This window comes from Pseudomonas sp. Sample_16 (genome assembly GCF_004307665.1).
Lineage (GTDB): Bacteria > Pseudomonadota > Gammaproteobacteria > Pseudomonadales > Pseudomonadaceae > Aquipseudomonas.
Genome location: NZ_RCOB01000105.1, coordinates 1 through 18,556 on the forward strand (window position 1 = coordinate 1; position 18,556 = coordinate 18,556).

Below are 18,556 nucleotides of genomic sequence, written 5' to 3' on the forward strand. Positions count from 1 at the left end.
CATCCTGTCGGTGGTGGGCCTGGGCTTTATCCTGTTGTTGTCGCTGTTCGTCTAAACACACTGCACTGATCGTTTCCACGCTCCGCGAGGGAATGTCGCCATGGAAGCTCTGCGTCCACTGTGACGCGGAGCGTCACGGGATGCATTCCCACGCAGAGCGTGGGAACGATCAAGCACAAAAAAACCGCATCGCTGCGGTTTTTTGTGGGTGAAACAAATTTCTGTCAGTCGATGCATTTGTGGCGAGGGAGCTTGCTCCCGTCCGGCGGCGTAGCCGTCGTAAAATCGGCTAACGCGTTATGCCAGAAGAACCGCGGTGACCAGTTTGGGGTTCGCTTCGCAGCCCAGCGGGAGCAAGCTCCCTCGCCACAGGAATGTTGTTGCCACAGGTTTTGTGTCAGGCGTTGGTTTTCGGGGCCAAGCCATCCGCCCTGAACATCCCGCGAATCCCGCGCACCGCCTGGCGAATCCGGTCCTGGTTTTCGATCAGCGCAAAGCGTACGTGATCATCGCCATACTCGCCGAAACCCACACCCGGCGAGACGCAGACCTTGGCCTCGGCCAGCAGTTTCTTGGCGAACTCCAGGGAGCCCAGGTGCGCATAAGCCTCTGGAATCTTGGCCCAGACGTACATCGACGCTTTCGGGTTTTCCACCATCCAGCCCAGCTCGTGCAGGCCTTTGACCAACACATTGCGGCGCTGCCGATACTGCTCGGCGATGTCGCGCACGCACTGCTGATCGCCTTCCAGAGCGGCAATCGCCGCCACTTGCAGCGGCGTGAAGGTGCCGTAGTCGTGGTAGCTCTTGATCCGCGCCAAGGCGTTGACCAGCTCCGGGTTGCCGACCATGAACCCGATGCGCCAACCCGCCATGTTGTAGCTCTTGGACAGGGTGAAAAACTCCACCGCAATATCCTTGGCGCCCGGCACTTGCATGATCGACGGTGCTTTCCAGCCGTCGTAGACGATGTCGGCGTAGGCCAGGTCATGCACCACCAGCACGTCGTACTGCTTGGCGAGGGCGATCACCCGCTCAAAGAAATCCAGCTCCACGCACTGTGCGGTGGGGTTGGACGGGAAGCCGAGAATCATCATCTTCGGTTTCGGGATCGAGCCGCGAATGGCGCGTTCCAGTTCCGCGAAGAAGTCCACACCGGGCACCAGCGGCACCGAACGCACCTGGGCGCCGGCAATCACGGCACCGTAGATATGAATCGGATAGCTCGGGTTCGGCACCAGCACGGTGTCACCCTGGTCGAGGGTGGCGAGCATCAAGTGCGCCAGGCCTTCCTTGGAACCGATGGTGACAATGGCTTCGCTTTCCGGGTCGATGTCGACCTCGTAGCGATTCTTGTACCAGTTGGAAATCGCCCGGCGCAGGCGCGGAATACCTTTGGACGTCGAGTAACCGTGGGTGTCTTCGCGCTGGGCGACGGTGACGAGTTTGTCGACGATGTGCGGCGGCGTGGCGCCGTCGGGGTTGCCCATGCTCAAGTCGATGATGTCTTCGCCACGACGACGGGCGGCCATCTTCAGCTCGGCGGTGATGTTGAAAACGTAAGGGGGGAGTCGATCTATGCGCGCAAAGCGGCGCGGCGAACCTTGTTCGGCCATTGTTGCCTCGGATAACGTAAGCGCCCGGAACCGTCCGAGCGACGCAGGTCTGTGGTGACCTGTGGCGGAATGTACGACCAGCTGTGGCAGACTGTCCAGCCTCCTTGTAAACAAATTTTTCCGAAGGAAATGGAACGATGGAATTCACCAGTGGCTTTTTGCTGAGCCTTTCGCTGTGCCTGGACATCGGCGTGGCCAACATCGCGATGATCACCCTGGCGATGCAACGCGGCTATTTTCAAGGCTTTGCACTGGGCCTGGGGACTTGTGTCGGCGACCTGGTCTACGCGGTGCTGGCGCTGGCCGGCATGACCGTTTTGCTGCAATACGAAACCGTCCGTTGGGTGTTGTGGATCGGCGGTTCGGCGCTGCTGGTGTACTTCGCGGCGAAGATGATTTACTCGGCGATCCACCATGAGGCGCTGTTGGCGCAGACTGCTGAAGTCGGCCACAACTCCCATCGCAAGGAATTCTTTCGCGGGATTTTTCTCGCCATGTCGTCGCCCAGCGCCATTCTCTGGTTCGCGGCCGTGGGCGGCACGCTGATCGCCCGTTCCGGAGGCGGGGGTGGGTTGAGTTCGGCGCTGTTCCTCGGCGGCTTCCTCTGCGCCGGGCTGCTGTGGTGCGCAGGCGTGTGCTTCGCGGCGAGCCACGGTGGCAAGTTGCTCGGCGACAAATTGCTGCGTTACTCCTACATGGCATCGGCGGCGATCTTCTGCTACTTCGCCGTCTACGTGATCCTGTCTGGCTACAACGAGTTTGTGGGCTCTGGCGCCGTCGAGCAGTTGCACGCCTTGTAACTTGGCGATGCGGGATTGGCTTCTATACTCCCTGCCAAACCCACTTTTAAGCGCCAGGAGTCGAGTCATGGATGAACAAACACGTGTTGAGGTGTCCGAACCCCGCATTGAGCACGGGCACTTTCTGCTGATTGCAGGGCTTGGCGGAAAATTTACCCAGCAAACCGTGAAGGGCATTCCCGATCTCTGGGAAAAATTTATCCCCCATATTGGCAATGTTCCAGGGCAAAAAGGCGAAGTGACCTACGGTGTCTGCTGCAATTTCGATGGCCAGGGCGGTTTCGATTACATCGCCGGCGTCGAGATCAGCAAGCTCGACGATTTGCCGGAAACGTACCGCTGGGTAGAGGTCCAGCCCCAGCAATACGTAGTGTTCGAGCACAAGGGTGCGCTGGAAGACCTGCCGCAAACCTTCCAGTACATCCACGGTACGTGGTTGCCGCAGTCCGGACACGAGCAATTGGCCGCTCCGGAGTTCGAGCGCTACAGCGAAGATTTCAACCCGAAGCTCAACACCGGCAAGCTGGAAATCTGGCTGCCGATCAAGGCGTAATCGAGGCATCGGAGAGTAGATCGGTAGATTCGTCTCTCGATGTCGCGCAGCCGCTGATTTATGATCCCGGCCTTTCCCTCGCTGATTCCGAGCTGCCATGAACACCGTCATCCGCAATGTCACGCCCGCTGACCTGGACCGCTGCTACGCCATCGAAACCGTTGCCTACGAAGGCGACGAAGCCGCCACCCGGGAAAAAATCGCCACCCGCATCGCCACCTGGCCTGAGGGTTTCATCGTTGCTGAAGTGGATGGCGTGGTAGCCGGTTTCATCAACTCCGGTGCGGCATTTCAGGTGGAAATGTCCGACGAGGCGTTCAAGGAGCTGATTGGCCACGACCCGGCCGGACCGCACGTGGTGATCATGTCGGTGGTGGTGCATCCGGATTATCAGGGGCAGGGTTTGGCGAAACGCTTGATGGGCGAGTTCATCGAGCGCATGCGCGCGCTGAACAAGGCCAGTATCAACCTGATGTGCAAAGAGCGGCATATCCCGCTGTATGCCGGGTTCGGCTTTGCCTACATCAAGCCATCGGCGTCCGACCACGGTGGCATGGCATGGCACGAGATGGCTCTCAATCTCTAAATCCGACGCAACCCCCTGTAGGAGCGAGCCGGCTCGCTCCTACATTGGTTTTGTATTGATCCCCGGTTAGAAAAACAACCCCATCCGCCGCTCATACCCGATCCGCCCCTTGTACGCCTCGCCACTGTCGACAAAACCATACCTGGCATACAGCGCAATGGCGGTGTCGTTGTCCGCATCCACCGACAATTCCAACCCTTTGATCTCCGGCCAAGCCTGGCGCGCAGCCTCGGGCAAGGCTTGCAGGCAGGCCTTGCCGTAGCCTTTGCCTTGCGAATGTTGGTCGACTTGCAGGGCATGCAGGGTGGCGCTGTGTTCATTGGCCCATTCCGGCAATACCGGGGGGCGCTTGAGCAGCAGGAAGGCCACCGGAATGTCTTCAGCCAGCAGGGCAAATCCTTTGACCCCCGGGCCGGGCTTGGACAACAAGGTGTGCAATGCACCGTGGATGTCGCCGCAGAACTTTATCTGCTCGGGATGTACTTCAATGGCCTCGATCTGTTGGCGCTGCAGCGCATTCAGGCTTTCGTATGGCATGAGTCGGGTTGTCACGGGACGGTCCTTTTTCCAACATGATTAGAACCCCGGATTCTAGCGATTCCGGTGGATTGGATTATTTTTATTTCACCTGTCGATTCAGCGGATCGCCAGACGACTATGGGTGTCTTCCAACAAAAACCACGGAGAACCACCATGAACTCGCAAACCCAGATCCAGAACCTCATCGAAAGCTATCGCCAGGCCGTCATGGCCAAGGACGTGGATAAAGTCATGGCGCTGTATGCCGATGACATCGTCTCCTTCGACGCGGTCAAGGCTTTGCAATTCAAGGGCAAGTCCGCCTACCGCGCCCATTGGCAGGAGTGCATGCAAATGTGCCCCGGCCCGCACATCTTCGAGTTCCACGAAGTCACCATCGAACCGTCCCAGGAAATCGCCTTCGCCCACTGGCTGGCCCATTGCGGCGGCACCAACGACAAGGGCGAAACCCAGGCCTGCTGGATGCGCGTCTCGCAGTGCTACCGGCAGGAAGCGGGGTTGTGGCAGATCGTCCATGAACACTGGTCGGCACCGTTCGACATGCAAACCGGTGCACCGCTGTTCGACCTCAAGCCCTGAGATTTTTTTATCGCAAACAACGCCAAGGTGCCGATCTGCGGCCATAGTTGATCCGTTCGATGAAGGAGAACGCGATGAAGTATTTATGCCTGGTCTACAGCGATGAGCACCTGCTGCATTCGCTGCCGGAGAGCCCGCACGACTCCGAGTGCATGGCTTATGCCGAGTCGATCCAGGGCAGTGGCCGGATGGTCGCCGCCGAGGCGCTGGAATCCGTGCAGACCGCCACCACCGTGCGCATGCGCAACGGCAAAATGTCGATCACCGACGGCCCGTTCGCCGAAACCAAAGAGCAGTTGGCCGGTTTCTACCTGATCGATGCCAAGGACCTCAACGAAGCCATCCAGGTCGCCGGGAACATCCCGGCGGCGCGGGTCGGCAGCGTTGAAGTGCGCCCCGTGCGCCAGTTGAATCCTTGACTGATGGTGGCGCAAGCGGTCAAGGCGCGGGTCGAACAGGTTTATCGTGAAGACTCGCGGCGCATCCTGGCAACGTTGATTCGCTTGCTCGGCGATTTCGACCTCGCCGAAGAAGCTTTGCACGAGGCGTTCTTCGTCGCGGTCGAACGCTGGCAACAGGACGGCGTGCCGGACAACCCACGTACGTGGCTGGTGTCTACCGGGCGCTTCAAGGCCATCGACGTGTTGCGTCGGCGTGCCCGGTTCAATGCTTCGCGGCCATTGTTGCTAGCGCAACTGGAGGCGCTGGAGCAGGCGGACTGGAGTGACGAAGACGTGGAAGATGATCGCTTGCGCCTGATCTTCACCTGTTGTCACCCGGCATTGGCGGCGGATGCCCAGGTGCCGTTGACCCTGCGGGAAGTCTGCGACCTGACCACCGAAGAAATTGCCCGAGCCTTTCTCTCGGCGCCGGCCACCATCGCCCAACGCATCGTGCGCGCCAAGGCAAAGATCCGTGACGCAAAAATTCCCTATCAGGTGCCCTCTCTGGCGGAATTACCCGAACGCCTCGACAGCGTGCTGCGGGTGATTTATCTGGTGTTCAACGAGGGTTATTCGGTGTCTATCGGCGCACAGGTGACCCGCGAAGACCTTACCCGCGAGGCGATTCGCCTCGGCCGGTTGCTGATGGAATTGCTGCCCGAACCGGAAGTCATGGGCTTGCTGGCAATGATGCTGTTGCACGAGTCGCGGCGGGTGGCCAGAACGTCTGCGAGCGGCGAACTGATTTTGCTGGATGAGCAGGACCGAACGTTGTGGAACGGCGCAATGATTGCCGAAGGTTGCGCGCTGGTGGAGCGGGCGTTGAGCAGTCGCCGATTCGGCCCCTACTGCCTGCAAGCGGCGATTGCCGCAGTTCATGCCGAGGCCCCCTCGGTGGATGAAACCGATTGGGAGCAGATCGTCGGCCTCTATGACGTGTTGCTACGGGCAGTGCCTTCGCCGGTGATCGAGTTGAATCGGGCGGCGGCGATTTCCAAACGCGATGGACCGTTGGCGGGTTTGATCCTGGTCGAGGCGATTCTGGCGCGCGGTGATTTGCTCGATTACCACTTGGCACATTCGGCGCAGGCGGAGTTTTGCCGGCAGCTGGGGCGGGTGGAGCAGGCGCGGGCCGCCTATGAGCGGGCACTTGAGTTGACGCAGCAGGCGCCGGAGCGGCGGTTTATCGAGGGGCGGCTCAAGGCGTTGGAGTGATGTGACTTCGCCGGCCTCATCGCGGGCAAGCCCACTCCCACAGTGGTTTGAGGTGCACACAACTTTTGGTATCGACACAAATCCCTGTGGGAGCGGGCTTGCCCGCGATAGGGCCGAAGGACCTTCACTCCAACATCTTCCCCAACAACCAACTCCCCGCCGGCCCCGGTGGATGCAATCGCGACCACAGTGCATCCACCGACACCGTTTTCGGCCAGCCGCGCACGTGCAGTTCCTGCAAGGTGCCCGGGCCGAAGCGCGCCACCAGCCAACGCGGCAACGGCGCCCAGCCAAATCCACCCTGAGCCATTTCCAACAGCATCAAATAACTCGGCGCTGACCACATGCGGCCCTTCGCCCGGCTTTCATAAGGATTGACGATGGTCGCCAGGCGCAACTCGCGGTGTTGCTGCAACACGTCCTGGTCAATGTGATCCAGCGCGGCCAACGGATGCATCGGCGACACGAACAGCGCAATCTCCGTGCGTTCGTCCACTGTCGAACTGACCAGGTCCGGCGGATAGCTGTCCTGCATTTCAGCAAAGGCGAGCTGCGCCCGACCGCTTTGCACCAACGCCACCAAGTCATCGCATTCGGCGATCAGGCATTCGAGTTCCAGGTCCGGGTAACGCTGTTCGAAGGCGCTGAGCGAAGCTTCGAAGCGGTCGGACTGGTACGTGTCGGAAAGGGCGACCGTCAGTTTCGCCTCAACCCCTTGCGAGAGCTGGCTGGCAGTCATTTCCAGGCGACTGGTGGCGGCCAGTATGTCTTCCGCCCGTTGCAGTACTACTCGTCCGGCGGGCGTCAGGCCGGGTTTGCGGCTGCTGCGGTCGAACAACGTCAGGTTCAGGTCGATTTCGAGGCTGGCGACAGCTGCGCTAATGGTCGACTGACTCCGGCCCAGCTTTCGCGCGGCAGCGGAAAACGAACCTTGGGTGGCGGCTTCGACAAACGCCAGCAGCACTTCATGAGAGGCCATGAACTATCGCCTTGATCGATGGTTATTGATTATGAAGTATCGGTTTGTTGGCAGATCATGGCAACCATCGTTACCCAAGGAGTCCTGGCCATGAGCGCCAACAAATCCATCACTGAACGTATCTTCCAGGCGATCGGTTTCGAACTGCTGGCCATTCTGATCTGTACGCCCTTGCTGGCCTGGATCATGGAAAAGCCGATGCTGGAAATGGGGGCGGTCACCTTGCTGATCGCGGCACTGGCGCTGGCCTGGAACGTGATCTTCAACGGCCTGTTCGACCGGTTGCTCAAGCGTTTTGCCATTGCCCACAACGCCTGGGTCCGTGTGGTGCACGCGCTGCTGTTCGAAGGCGGACTGGTTGCCCTTGGCGTGCCCTTGATCGCGTGGTGGTTGAACGTCAGTCTGTGGCAGGCGTTCCTGCTGGATATCGGCGTACTGCTGTTTTTCCTGCCGTACACCTACCTTTATCACTGGGTGTACGACGTGGTCCGCGAGCGGTTGGTTATCCGCTCTACGTGTAACGCGTAACCTGTAGAGGGGCGATCACCAGCGCGACGCCCCTCTACAGAAGTGGCGCTTAGTAATCCCGCCGTTTGCGGAACGCCCAGCGCCCCGCGATCACGGTAAACGTCGCCACCAGCGCCACCAGAATCCAGAACCTTTCCGGGTCCTGGGAAAGCGGCACTCCGCCGACGTTCATGCCGAAAAAACCGGCAATGATGTTGATCGGCAACGCCAGTACCGTTACCACCGTCAGGGTGAACAGCGTGCGGTTGCTCTGTTCGTTGAGGTTGGCGGCGATTTCTTCCTGCAACAGCTTGATTCGCTCACCCAACGCCGTCAGGTCGTTGATGATCAGTGCGAATTCCTCGGTGGATTTGCGCAGCTCTTTGACGTCCTCCTTTTGCAACCATGGTGGCGGGCGATTGAGCAGGCGCAACAACGATCCCGGTTCCAGCGCCAGCAAGCGTTGCAGACGTACCAGCACGCGACGGTTGGCGCCCAGTTCGGCGCGGTTGGTCGACAGGCGTGACGACAGTAATTCGTCTTCGATCTGATCCACACTCTGGCTGGTCTTGCGCACGATCTGTGTCAGCACTTCGCCCTGATCGCGCAACAGGTGCACCAGCAATTCAAGGGGCGAGCGAAAGCGTTCGCCGGCCTTCACCGAGGAACGCAACTTGTCCACCGAGTGCAGTGGTTGCAGGCGCGCGCTGATGATCAACCGACTGCGCGCGCAGACCCACAGCGTCGAGACGTCCGAGGAGACCATGCTGCTGAGGTTGAACACCACATCGTTGACTACCGCCAGCAACGCCGAGTCGACATGCTCAATGCGCGTCGACCGTGAGCCTTCATGCAAGGCTTCGAAAAACTCACCGGGCAATTCCAGATGGCTTTTCATCCAGCGCTCACACGCAGCATGGGCGAGGTTCAGGTGCAGCCAGAGGAACTGCTCGTCGTCCTCCGGTTGTTGCAGGCAGCGCAAGGGGTTGGCGGAGTCGATTTCCTGACCGCGCTCGCCAGGGCGAAAACTGAAACCGTAAAGCAGGCCGAACAGATCCGGATCGCGATGGCTTTGATCGATGCTGTGGTTCATGAGAGCTCGCAAAGAGAGGCGCCCGTCGCGGGTTTTACAGGTTCACGTGAGCCGCATCATCGCAAGGCTGGATGACGTTTTTGTGACAGTCATACAGCGCAAACGATTGCCGTGCCGGCGGTCGGATTTTACTCAAGAACCGCTCTGGCACGCCGATCACGCTTGAGTTAAGTTGCGCGCCCTTGACCATTCGCCAAGGTCGCAGACAGGGATGTCCGGACACCTTTCACGCCTACCGGGGCGTGTCTCATTCCTGCCATGAGTACTTTCCGATGTTGTTTTTGCAAAAGTCCCTGAGAGCGCAAATTCTCGCCCTGTTGAGCGGCAGTCTTTGCGCGATGTTGCTGATCGCCCTGGCCTGTTTTCACTTTCTCTCCAGCGGCGTGCAGAGTTACACCAACCTGATCGAAGGGCCGCTGCACACTTCACAGTTAATCGATGAGGCCAATTTACAATTCAAGGTGCAGGTGCAGGAGTGGAAAAACGTCCTGCTGCGTGGCAAGCAACCGGCAGACCTGAACAAGTACTGGTCGCAATTCGAAGACCGTCAGCGTGATGTGCAAAATATCCTCGGCGAACTGGCAGGACAGAAGGGCATCGAGACGTCGCTCAAAACCCGCATCGAACGCTTGCGCGACGAGCACCGTCAGTTGGGCGCCGCTTACCAGAAGGGCCGTGATGCCTACATCGCGGCCGGTGCCGACCCGGCGGCGGGCGACGCCGCGGTCAAAGGCGTCGACCGAGCAACCAGCGAGCAGATGAGCGAACTGGTCAGCGAACTGCGCAAGCAGGGTAACGAGCAATCGAAGTTGATCAGCGCCGCAGCAGATCGCACCGTGTGGCTGGGGCTGATCATCATGCTCGCCTCGGGGCTGATGATCGGTTTGCTGAGTCTGTGGCTGGTGAACCGTAAACTGGTCGAGCCGATTCGCCAGTTGATCGAGTATGTGGCACAACTCAGCCAGGGGCGTTTCGCCCAGCGAGTGGCCAGCACCCGTCAGGATGAACTGGGCAAACTGGCGATGGCCGCCAACACCCTGCGTGATTTCCTCGCCGAAACCTTCAGCCGTTTGCAGCGCAGTGCCTCGGACCTGGACAGTGCCAGCGGCGAACTGAATTCGATTGCCACTTTGATGGCTGGCGGCACCAACGAGCAATTCAACCGCACCGATCAAGTGGCCACGGCGATGAACGAAATGTCCGCCACCGCCCAGGAAGTCGCCCGCCATGCCGCCGATGCAGCACGCGCGGCTGATGATGCCGACCAGTCGGCGCAGCAGGGTGAAAAAGTCATGCAGGGCACCATTCACACCATCACGCAAATGCGCGGCGAAATCGCCAACACCGCCACCGTTATTCGCCAACTGGAAACCGACAGCGGACGTATCGGCAAGGTGCTGGAAGTGATCCGCGGCATCGCCGAGCAGACTAACCTGCTGGCCCTCAACGCCGCCATCGAAGCGGCCCGTGCCGGTGAAGCCGGGCGCGGTTTCGCGGTGGTCGCCGATGAAGTACGCAGCCTGGCGCAACGCACGGCGGCGTCGATCATCGAGATCAACCAGATCATTCAAACCGTGCAGACCGGTGCGATCGATGCGGCGCAAGCGATTGAAAGCGGTCAGGCGCGCAGTGATGAAAGCGTCGAGCAAGTCACCCAGGCCGGGGCCATGCTGGAGCGCATCACGCTGGCCGTGGAAGCCATCCGCGACATGAATCGCCAGATCGCCACGGCGGCTGAAGAACAAACGTCGGTGGCGGAGGACATCTCGCGCAACCTCACCGAAATCACCAGCATCGCCAGCACCAACCTGGATAACGTGCAGCGCACGGAAGCGGCGAGCAACAATTTGCACGGCTTGTCGGGAGAATTGAATGAGGTGACGTCACGGCTGAGTGCATAACGAAAAGGCCCGTCAGCCCGAGCAATCATTCAGACGCAAAAAAGCCGCACGATCGTCAAATCGTGCGGCTCTTCGCGGTGTGCATCAGTCGTCTTTTTTGTTCTTCAGGACTTCGCCGGTGGCGGCGTTCAGATCCACGTCCCATTCAACGTTTTTCGCGTCGCGCAACTCGACTTCGTACTCGTAACCGTTGAAGTGGTTATCCAGGTCACTGTCGGTAATTGTCGCACCCGGATGCAGTTTCAGAACGATCTGGTTCAACTCTTCCAGTGGCTTGATCTTGCCTTCCTTGACCAACTGAGGAATCTGGTCGACTGGAACATCAGCCTGGGCCAAACCGGCGGTGAGCATCAGGGCGGCAGCGGTGAACAGAGCAGTCAGCGTCTTCATGAGTTCATTCCTTGTGTGAGCTGTTTAAGTGGGATCAGGTTAACTTTGGTAACTTAATCCACCCTTAAAATTCCCTTTGATGTCTTGCATCAATCACTGTGGGAGGGTGGCTTGCCCGCGATGGGGCCGTCAGCTTCAACATCAACGTTGAATGACTACACGGCTATCTCGGGCAAGCCACGCACAGGTTTAATACCCAATATTCTTCAACAGCTGATCGACACTCGCGGCGGCCGGGCGTTTATAGAACTTCAACAACTCGCTGGCGCGGTTGGTAAAAATGCCGTCGACACCGGCATCCATGACCTTTTGAAAATCCACCGCATCGTCGACGGTATAGACGTGCACCAACAGTCCCTGATCGTGGGTGTACTGGTTCATCCACGGTTGCACCAGGTCCGAGTAACTCTGATCGCCACCTTTGGTCAGTGTCGCGGAAGGACCGGTGCCGATCGCGCCCTGGGCTTTGGCGTAGTCGACCCAGCGCTGGAATTCGGCTTTGTCCTTGGGTGCCTGGCTGGCGTAGTAAGCGGCTTTGTCTTTCTCGCCGGATTCGGCAAACGGCACTTTGGATTTCGGTTCGATGCTGCCTTCGCCCACCCACAGCAGAAGGATTTTCGGTACTTGGGGCATTTCCTTTTGCAGCAGTTCCAGGCTGCTCTTCTCGAACGTTTGCAGGATCACCTTGCCTTTACCCTGACCGACCGCCAGCTCGCTCTTCGCCAGTTTCGATCCGGCCGGGCTCAGCCAGCCGCGGTCATGGAGTTTGTCCTTGAGATCGCGTTCGATGCCGGGAAACTGCTTGGGCTCCTTGGTTTCGATGTACAGGCCTGGCTTGTGCAGCGGGTTGCCCTGGGCGATGTCGATGATCTCATCGAGCGTCAGAATTTTCAGGCCTGCATAGGATGGACGCGCGCGATCGGGGTACGCGGTGTTGAACCAACTGCCGGCATCCAGGGTTTTCAGTTCGGCCATGGTAAACGCATTGGCGGGGCTGTCTTTGCGCTCGGGGAATTTGCTGGCGACATCGGTGGTGCGTTGCAGGTTGTTGTCGTGCAGGGCGAACAGCACACCGTCCTTGCTGCGTTGCAGGTCCAGTTCCAGGTAATCGGCGCCCAGGTCACGGGCCAGCTTGTAGGCGGCAACCGTGGACTCCGGTGCGTCGAACGAGGCGCCACGGTGGGCGATCACCGCCGGGTGCGGGATGCCCAGGCGCGTGGCCAATGCTGTGGGACCGGGCTCGCTGGCGGCTTGGACCTGCCCCAGGCCGAGCCAAAGACTCAGCAGCAGGGCGCTTTTGGTGAAGGTTGCAGGCATGCTCGAGATCCTTTCGCGATGGTTTCAAAGAAGTCCCTTTTAGCAACTGAGCGTCATCAACGCTATCGCAAGACCGACACAAACGTATTGAAAGCTGATTTTCGTCAGCGTTTTTGTGCGCTCGTTTGCAGTACGCTTGGCGGCAATTTCCCCTGCAGAGGGAAACAGCCATTGCTCGCCCTGTGTGTAAACCGACAATAAACACTGTGAGGTTTACCATGCGCATCACGTCCCAACTCATCTGCCAGGCCGCTGACCAACTCAAAGGCTTCGTAGGCCTCAACCGCAAGACCGGCCATTATCTCGTGCGCTTCAGCGAAGACTCTTTCGGCAGGGACGTGGCGGATGACGGCATCATTCCCGCCAGTGAATTCGTCTGGGCGCCCGGCTTCGAGGGCACCATGATCCTCAAACGCGAGCTGATTCAATTGCTGCTCGATCAGAACATCGACGAGCGGATCAACATCACCGAACCGCTGCGGGTTTACATGAAACGGCGAGAGGTGCCGGAGATTTCGGCGCTGCGGAGTTTGGTTCGTGGTTGAGGTTTTCATGTCGACTGGGCTTCAGAGCTGAACCCATAACCCGCTTCGACTCGGTATTCATGGCAACTCGTAGCAGGCCAGAAACATGTCCAGCGCCGACTCTGCGACGGTGGTCTGCATTTCGGGCGAAAGACTTGGCAGCCCCATGGAAACTTGCGGCCAGAACGCGAAGGATTTGAGCATTCCCTGAATCTGCTGCGCGGCAAATGCCGGGTCGACTTGTTTCAATCGGCCATCGGCCTGCGCAGCGCGAATCCACACGGTCAGGCTTTCTTCCCGCTCACCCATTCGAGCGACCATGTTCTGTGCGCGCTCGGGGGAATGGATGGTGGCAGCGATGGCCACCCGCGCCAAATCGAGAAAGTTTTCATCACCCAGCATCTGCAACTTGGCCATCAGCATCACGCGCATCTGCTCGCGTAATGGCTGTTGTGGGTGGTAGGACATTTCCTGCTCCGCCGTCACCCGAGTCCACAATTGATTAAGAATTTCGGCGAACAACTCTTCCTTGCTCGGAAAATGGTTATACACCGTGCGCTTCGACACGCCAGCGGTGGCGGCAATCTTGTCCATGCTGGTGATGTCGAAACCGTTGGCACGGAACTCAGCAATCGCGGCTTGAATGATGGCTTCGCGTTTTCGGTCGGTCAGGCGCTGTGCAACTGTCATAAATCCGCTTCGGCAGAGAGAAAAGGAAAATTACACTCGGTAGTTTACTTGTGGGCGGGATTGATGCAACCTTGAAACTACACTGTGCAGTGTAATGTTTTGTTAATCCTGCGCGGTAAACACTAGAGTGTTCGGCTAATGCGTGCGTGCCTTGGCCATTTATCGTCCCAAGCGGAAAATCGCCAACGCGCGGTTTTTCTGGAGTCATTCAGTTATGGCCAATTCAGTTTCCCCGGCGAATAACGCGTCTACCCTTGATGCCTCTCGACAGGCTCAAGGGCAATTCCAGAACCACACGCCGATACAGCGTTTAAGCATCGGCAAAACCCTGCGCATCTTGTGGAACGCGATGTTCCGCAAACCGCGCGACACCCGCCCGACGGCACCCGTCCCCGTGCAAGCGCTGACGCAAGCGGCACTGATTGCCGCGCCGAACCACAGCGTCTATCGCCTCGGTCACTCCACGTTGTTGCTCAAACTGCGGGACAAGTTCTGGATCACCGACCCGGTTTTCGCCGAACGTGCCTCGCCTGTGCAATGGGCTGGCCCCAAGCGCTTTCACCAGCCACCCATCAGCCTGGAAGAGCTACCGCCGATTGAAGCCGTGATCCTGTCCCACGATCACTACGACCACCTGGATTACCAGGCCGTGCTCAAGCTGGCGGACAAAGCCAACTATTTCCTCACTCCGCTGGGCGTGGGCGACACGCTGATCAGATGGGGTATCGACGCCAGCAAAGTCCGCCAACGGGACTGGTGGCAAGGCACGGAAGTCGACGGCATCCAGTTCATCGCCACCCCCTCGCAGCACTTTTCCGGCCGCGGCCTGTTCGACGGCAACAGCACCCTTTGGGCTTCGTGGGTGATGATCGACGGCGACACGCGCATCTTCTTCAGTGGTGACAGCGGCTATTTCGATGGTTTCAAACGCATCGGCGAACAGTACGGCCCGTTCGACCTGACGTTGATGGAAACCGGCGCCTACAACGTCGATTGGCCACACGTGCACATGCAACCCGAACAAACCCTGCAGGCCCACATTGACCTCAAGGGCCGCTGGCTGCTGCCCATCCACAACGGCACCTTCGACCTGTCGACCCACGCCTGGTACGAACCCTTCGACCGCATCCTGGAGTTGGCCTGGGAGCGCAGTATTTCGATTACCACGCCGCAAATGGGTGAGGCCTTCTCCCTGAGGCATCCGCAACGGGGCGGGGCCTGGTGGCAGGAGGTGGAACAGCGGATGTTTGAGGAGCAACAGAGCGTCGGATGAGCGGCTACGGCTCGCGACGAACTTTCGTACGAGCCCTGGTGATTTAAGACGACGGATAAATCTGACTGATTCTTTAGGCTGATTCGCGGGTGAGGTCATTGACCCGCAATCAGTCAGAGGATTTGTACATGGATGTATCTTTTAATGGCCGCATGACGCGGCTAGCCAGCATTGTCCTGTTATCGATGGCATCTAGCGCAGCCTATGCGCATAACCTGATATCCGAAACCAGGCTGGAATATTTAGGTGTCGATGAGCTCAACCAGAGGATGGAGCGTGGTCAACTGAGCTCCGTCATGCTGGTCAGGCACTTATTGCAACGGATCGAAAGGCTGGACAAACAGGGGCCGGCAATCAACGCGATCATCGAACTGAACCCCGACGCACTGGACATTGCACAAGTCCTCGATAAGGAACGCCAAGGTGGGCATGTTCGCGGTCCATTGCATGGCATTCCTGTGCTGCTCAAAGACAACATCGATACCTCCGATTCAATGCAGACCAGCGCCGGTTCATTGGCTCTGGTTGGGCAACCTGCAGCGCAGGACGCCTTTATCGTGCAGCGTCTGAGGGATGCCGGAGCGGTCATTCTCGCAAAGACCAACCTTAGCGAATGGGCTAACTTCCGCGATCCGGCCGTTCCCGATGGCTGGAGCGGGCGAGGTGGGCAAACCAGAAATCCCCACGTGTTAAGCGTAACGCCATGCGGCTCCAGCGCCGGTTCGGGCGCAGCGCTCGCGGCGGGTTTCGCACCGCTGACGGTTGGAACGGAGACGATCGGTTCGATCATCTGTCCTGCATCACTCAATGGCGTGGTCGGTATCAAACCCACGGTGGGCTTGCTCAGTCGCAGTGGCATGGTTCCCGTGACCTACAAACTCGATACGCCGGGGCCGATGGCTCGCACAGTTCGTGATGCTGCATTGTTGTTGAACGCCATGCGTGGCAGCGATCCAAATGACCCGATTAACAAGCCTTCTGTCATTGATGCAACGGATTACACCGCTTTACTGCGCACTGATGCACTGGCGGGACGCCGTATCGGCTTTCCATTGAAGTTCGGCACCAGCGCCGAGGGGCTTGAAAGCGATCCGCAATTTTCCAGGGCTCTGGAAGTGATGCAGGCTGCCGGCGCCATCCTGATTCCCGTGGAACTTACCGATCCGTTATCGGAGCAGGTAGATGAGGCGCTATGGATGGGTATCAAGCGTGATTTGCCGAGGTATCTGGCAACACGTACCGCAATGTCTGCTCCCACGCTGGACGCAATCGTGCGCTTTAACGAGGCCACGCCAGGTGATCCGGCTTACGGGCAAAGCGTCCTGAGCGCGGCCAACAGCATCGATTTCGATGAGCGCACTTACAATGCGCTATGGCAAAAAATCCGCCATGAAAACGCTTCTGTCATCGACGACTTGCTGAACACCCATCAACTCGACGCCTTGGTGCTGGATGTCGGCTCCCCCGGTTTGAATGTCATCCCGTTGGCAGGCTACCCCGGCATCATGATGCCGTCGGGAGTGGACGCAGACGGCGTACCGACCTCGGTGTTCTTCTACGGCGCTCCATGGAGTGAAGCCAAGCTTCTGGCACTGGCTTACGGCTATGAACAAGCCGCACACGCGCGGCAGACCCCTGCTTTCAAACCGTAGACATTCACTCGGCAAAGACCACCTCAAGCCGGCCCTCTCTTCGCGATCGGGGGGCCGACTTGACGACGATTTGTACATCGCGGCCGAGCAACAACAAACACTCCATCATCTTGGATTCGCTGATCCCGCGAAACTTGCCTCGCAGCATTTCAGAAAGCTTGGGTTGTGAAAGCCCCAGAATTTCTGAAGCCTGAATCTGGGTCAAATGGCGAGCCTTGATGATTTCCCCAATTTTTGCCGCCAACTGCGACTTGACTCGCATTTCATTGGAGTGGGGTATACCAAGGTCTTCGTAAACGTTGCCGCTGCTCTCTTCGATTTCAATCATTTTCCAATCCTTTCGCGTGATCCTGAGCTGCTTGTAGCCTTTTTCTGATCAAGTCGATATCGCACTGCGCAGTTTTAATGCCTGAAACCGACTTTTTCTGAAAACAGTGCAGAACGTAGATAGCGCTCCTGAAGCGAACGGTATAAACGGCGCGGTAAGTGTTCGTATCGAAGTCCTCAATCAACTCAAGGACCCCGGCACCTCCAAAGCTCTTGAGATGCTTGGCGTCTGGATGCCTCTTGCCGTTTTGCGCTAACTCGAGAGCGTGACCAAAAACATCCTGTAAATCTGCGGGTAACTGCTTGAGGTCCTTTTTGCTGCTGTAACCCACAGGAGTGGCTTCCTTGTACTCATGCGAAAATATACCTATATGGGAATAAACGTCAATCGTTGCCTTTACTCACTCCACCATTGCAAAATCCGCTCGCCCAACCGGATTCGGCGTAGACCCTCTCAGATTCATCCCACGCCCTGGTGCAAAACCGGGGAAAAACACCAAACCTTCCGATTCAAACCGGTAAGCCAAGGCCAACCGAGTGACATCCAGCACGTCCTGTTGCGCTTCGAAGCGCTGTATGGCTTCGACAGAAACCGACGCTTCCCGCGACAACTCTTCCACGCTCCAGCCCAGCATTGCTCGGGCCTGGGCGCAGTGGATCGGGGTGAATTGGAAAAGGGCGATACGTTCCAGGGTGATTTTCATCGCTTGAGAGGCCATGGGTATTCTCCGGGCTCGAGAGTGTTGATCCAAAATGTACTGTGTTTTTGTACAGTTGTTTTGAGCCCGAATCAAATCGAATTTTCAGTTCACACGCTTCCACCTGACAGGTGGCAAGCGTCAGCGTGGTGAACAAACCACAGGTTGCTCATCGGCGCTGATCTTCAACTGCGCCGAAGCAGCCAGCAATTTCTTCAGCCGCGTGCACAAGGGTAAAAAAATTACCCCGCTGGCTAAACCTCCGTCGCCCGTTATTGAAGACGATGGGAGCGATGAGCTTGCCGAACAGTGGCTGGTCCATGCGACCACCGTGCAACGCAAACACGTGCTGTATGTCATCCATGTGCAGACCCGTTATTGCATGATTTTCGCCGACGCGAAAAAGGCGGATGTCGACGGGTTCCTTAGGCGTTTCGTCGACCGTTGGATAGAGGGCCTGATCCGTCATGCCGGGCAACATGACATGCTTCGCTGGGTTGACGCCGAGCAGATGATGGAGGGTTTCGAGGAGAGTTGCCGCGATTACGCGTTTTACAAACGCGGCCATCGAGGTGCGCAAAAGCATATCAATGAGATCGCCTGGGTTTTCGAGGATTGCGCCGCCCAATGGGGGACTTTGCCCACTGACGAGTTTTCTGCCGGACGCTTCGATGGCGATATGAACGACACGCTTCGAGGGAGCAAAGGGCACAAGGACTATTACTACCCGGATGAGGAAATGATGGCTCACTGGTTGCGCCGGTACGCTGGCCTTGATGAGCCCAGCGTTCAAGCCGCACTTGAACGGCGCATGGAAGTGAAACGGGAAATCTGGGAATTTGAGCGGCAACAGGCGCATGACGCTCAGTATTGA

Annotated in this window: 22 protein-coding genes; 12 read left to right on the top strand and 10 right to left on the bottom strand. The window is 58.3% G+C overall.

All coding sequences use genetic code 11. The features are described 5' to 3' along the window. Positions 1 to 397: 397 nt before the first annotated feature. Positions 398 to 1,615, bottom strand: coding sequence for an alanine transaminase (alaC, locus tag D8U69_RS14995; protein WP_056852593.1), 1,218 nt, complete (start codon positions 1,613 to 1,615; stop codon positions 398 to 400). Between the two features lie 137 nt (positions 1,616 to 1,752). Here alaC and D8U69_RS15000 point away from each other — a divergent pair, with 137 nt between their 5' ends. The 3 genes from D8U69_RS15000 (at position 1,753) to D8U69_RS15010 (ending at position 3,554) form a co-directional block, all read left to right on the top strand. Continuing rightward, a complete protein-coding gene (locus D8U69_RS15000) occupies positions 1,753 to 2,415 on the top strand; it encodes a LysE family transporter (protein WP_130905166.1) in 663 nt (220 codons plus the stop codon). 67 nt (positions 2,416 to 2,482) lie between these two features. Continuing rightward, positions 2,483 to 2,968, top strand: a complete 486-nt coding sequence (locus D8U69_RS15005; protein ID WP_130907623.1) for a GyrI-like domain-containing protein — start codon at positions 2,483 to 2,485, stop codon at positions 2,966 to 2,968. Positions 2,969 to 3,065: 97 nt separating this feature from the next. After that, on the top strand, positions 3,066 to 3,554 hold the full coding sequence (locus D8U69_RS15010; protein WP_130905164.1) for an N-acetyltransferase: 489 nt from the start codon (positions 3,066 to 3,068) through the stop codon (positions 3,552 to 3,554). A 66-nt stretch (positions 3,555 to 3,620) separates the two neighbouring features. On the opposite strand, the gene D8U69_RS15015 is transcribed toward D8U69_RS15010, so the two are convergent. Further along, positions 3,621 to 4,106 (bottom strand): GNAT family N-acetyltransferase, encoded by a 486-nt coding sequence (locus D8U69_RS15015; protein WP_130905163.1) that lies wholly within the window; start codon positions 4,104 to 4,106, stop codon positions 3,621 to 3,623. Positions 4,107 to 4,247: 141 nt separating this feature from the next. On the opposite strand from D8U69_RS15015, the gene D8U69_RS15020 reads away from it, so the two are divergent. The 3 genes from D8U69_RS15020 (at position 4,248) to D8U69_RS15030 (ending at position 6,331) form a co-directional block, all read left to right on the top strand. Next, positions 4,248 to 4,673: a nuclear transport factor 2 family protein gene (locus tag D8U69_RS15020; protein WP_056852588.1), complete on the top strand. Its 426-nt coding sequence runs from the start codon at positions 4,248 to 4,250 to the stop codon at positions 4,671 to 4,673. A gap of 74 nt (positions 4,674 to 4,747) precedes the next feature. Further along, on the top strand, positions 4,748 to 5,092 hold the full coding sequence (locus tag D8U69_RS15025) for a YciI family protein (protein WP_056852587.1): 345 nt from the start codon (positions 4,748 to 4,750) through the stop codon (positions 5,090 to 5,092). A 3-nt stretch (positions 5,093 to 5,095) separates the two neighbouring features. Beyond that, positions 5,096 to 6,331 carry an RNA polymerase sigma factor gene (locus D8U69_RS15030; RefSeq protein ID WP_130907624.1) on the top strand — a complete coding sequence of 412 codons (1,236 nt, stop codon included), beginning with the start codon at positions 5,096 to 5,098 and terminating at the stop codon, positions 6,329 to 6,331. A 124-nt stretch (positions 6,332 to 6,455) separates the two neighbouring features. On the opposite strand, the gene D8U69_RS15035 is transcribed toward D8U69_RS15030, so the two are convergent. Then, positions 6,456 to 7,310, bottom strand: coding sequence for a LysR family transcriptional regulator (locus D8U69_RS15035; protein WP_056852585.1), 855 nt, complete (start codon positions 7,308 to 7,310; stop codon positions 6,456 to 6,458). Between the two features lie 90 nt (positions 7,311 to 7,400). Between D8U69_RS15035 and D8U69_RS15040 the strand changes: the two genes are divergently transcribed. After that, the gene (locus D8U69_RS15040) at positions 7,401 to 7,838 is read left to right on the top strand and encodes a multidrug/biocide efflux PACE transporter (protein ID WP_130905160.1); all 438 of its coding nucleotides are present in this window, start codon (positions 7,401 to 7,403) and stop codon (positions 7,836 to 7,838) included. 49 nt (positions 7,839 to 7,887) lie between these two features. On the opposite strand, the gene D8U69_RS15045 is transcribed toward D8U69_RS15040, so the two are convergent. Further along, on the bottom strand, positions 7,888 to 8,910 hold the full coding sequence (locus D8U69_RS15045; RefSeq protein ID WP_130907625.1) for a transporter: 1,023 nt from the start codon (positions 8,908 to 8,910) through the stop codon (positions 7,888 to 7,890). Positions 8,911 to 9,185: 275 nt separating this feature from the next. Between D8U69_RS15045 and D8U69_RS15050 the strand changes: the two genes are divergently transcribed. Next, positions 9,186 to 10,811, top strand: coding sequence for a methyl-accepting chemotaxis protein (locus D8U69_RS15050; protein WP_130907639.1), 1,626 nt, complete (start codon positions 9,186 to 9,188; stop codon positions 10,809 to 10,811). An 84-nt stretch (positions 10,812 to 10,895) separates the two neighbouring features. Here D8U69_RS15050 and D8U69_RS15055 read toward each other — a convergent pair whose 3' ends face one another. Then, positions 10,896 to 11,201, bottom strand: coding sequence for a PepSY domain-containing protein (locus D8U69_RS15055; RefSeq protein ID WP_130907626.1), 306 nt, complete (start codon positions 11,199 to 11,201; stop codon positions 10,896 to 10,898). Between the two features lie 189 nt (positions 11,202 to 11,390). Beyond that, positions 11,391 to 12,518 carry a glycerophosphodiester phosphodiesterase gene (locus D8U69_RS15060; protein WP_130905158.1) on the bottom strand — a complete coding sequence of 376 codons (1,128 nt, stop codon included), beginning with the start codon at positions 12,516 to 12,518 and terminating at the stop codon, positions 11,391 to 11,393. A 218-nt stretch (positions 12,519 to 12,736) separates the two neighbouring features. Here D8U69_RS15060 and D8U69_RS15065 point away from each other — a divergent pair, with 218 nt between their 5' ends. Next, positions 12,737 to 13,063 carry a DUF2025 family protein gene (locus D8U69_RS15065; RefSeq protein WP_056852581.1) on the top strand — a complete coding sequence of 109 codons (327 nt, stop codon included), beginning with the start codon at positions 12,737 to 12,739 and terminating at the stop codon, positions 13,061 to 13,063. 57 nt (positions 13,064 to 13,120) lie between these two features. Here the strand turns inward: D8U69_RS15065 and D8U69_RS15070 are convergent, their stop codons facing one another. Continuing rightward, entirely contained in the window at positions 13,121 to 13,732 is a 612-nt protein-coding gene (locus tag D8U69_RS15070) for a TetR/AcrR family transcriptional regulator (RefSeq protein WP_056852580.1), read from the bottom strand. Between the two features lie 214 nt (positions 13,733 to 13,946). Between D8U69_RS15070 and D8U69_RS15075 the strand changes: the two genes are divergently transcribed. Then, positions 13,947 to 15,005, top strand: a complete 1,059-nt coding sequence (locus tag D8U69_RS15075) for an MBL fold metallo-hydrolase (RefSeq protein WP_130907627.1) — start codon at positions 13,947 to 13,949, stop codon at positions 15,003 to 15,005. 128 nt (positions 15,006 to 15,133) lie between these two features. Then, positions 15,134 to 16,657, top strand: coding sequence for an amidase family protein (locus D8U69_RS15080; protein WP_130907640.1), 1,524 nt, complete (start codon positions 15,134 to 15,136; stop codon positions 16,655 to 16,657). Between the two features lie 4 nt (positions 16,658 to 16,661). Here D8U69_RS15080 and D8U69_RS15085 read toward each other — a convergent pair whose 3' ends face one another. The 3 genes from D8U69_RS15085 to D8U69_RS15095 all read right to left on the bottom strand — a co-directional run bounded on the left by D8U69_RS15085 (position 16,662) and on the right by D8U69_RS15095 (position 17,703). After that, the gene (locus D8U69_RS15085; protein WP_130905154.1) at positions 16,662 to 16,985 is read right to left on the bottom strand and encodes a helix-turn-helix transcriptional regulator; all 324 of its coding nucleotides are present in this window, start codon (positions 16,983 to 16,985) and stop codon (positions 16,662 to 16,664) included. After that, positions 16,978 to 17,316 carry a type II toxin-antitoxin system RelE/ParE family toxin gene (locus D8U69_RS15090; RefSeq protein WP_130907628.1) on the bottom strand — a complete coding sequence of 113 codons (339 nt, stop codon included), beginning with the start codon at positions 17,314 to 17,316 and terminating at the stop codon, positions 16,978 to 16,980. The genes D8U69_RS15085 and D8U69_RS15090 overlap by 8 nt, the downstream gene beginning before the upstream one ends. Before the next feature lie 69 nt (positions 17,317 to 17,385). Then, positions 17,386 to 17,703, bottom strand: a complete 318-nt coding sequence (locus tag D8U69_RS15095; protein WP_056852576.1) for a helix-turn-helix transcriptional regulator — start codon at positions 17,701 to 17,703, stop codon at positions 17,386 to 17,388. 202 nt (positions 17,704 to 17,905) lie between these two features. On the opposite strand from D8U69_RS15095, the gene D8U69_RS15100 reads away from it, so the two are divergent. Then, on the top strand, positions 17,906 to 18,556 hold the full coding sequence (locus D8U69_RS15100; RefSeq protein ID WP_241668664.1) for a hypothetical protein: 651 nt from the start codon (positions 17,906 to 17,908) through the stop codon (positions 18,554 to 18,556).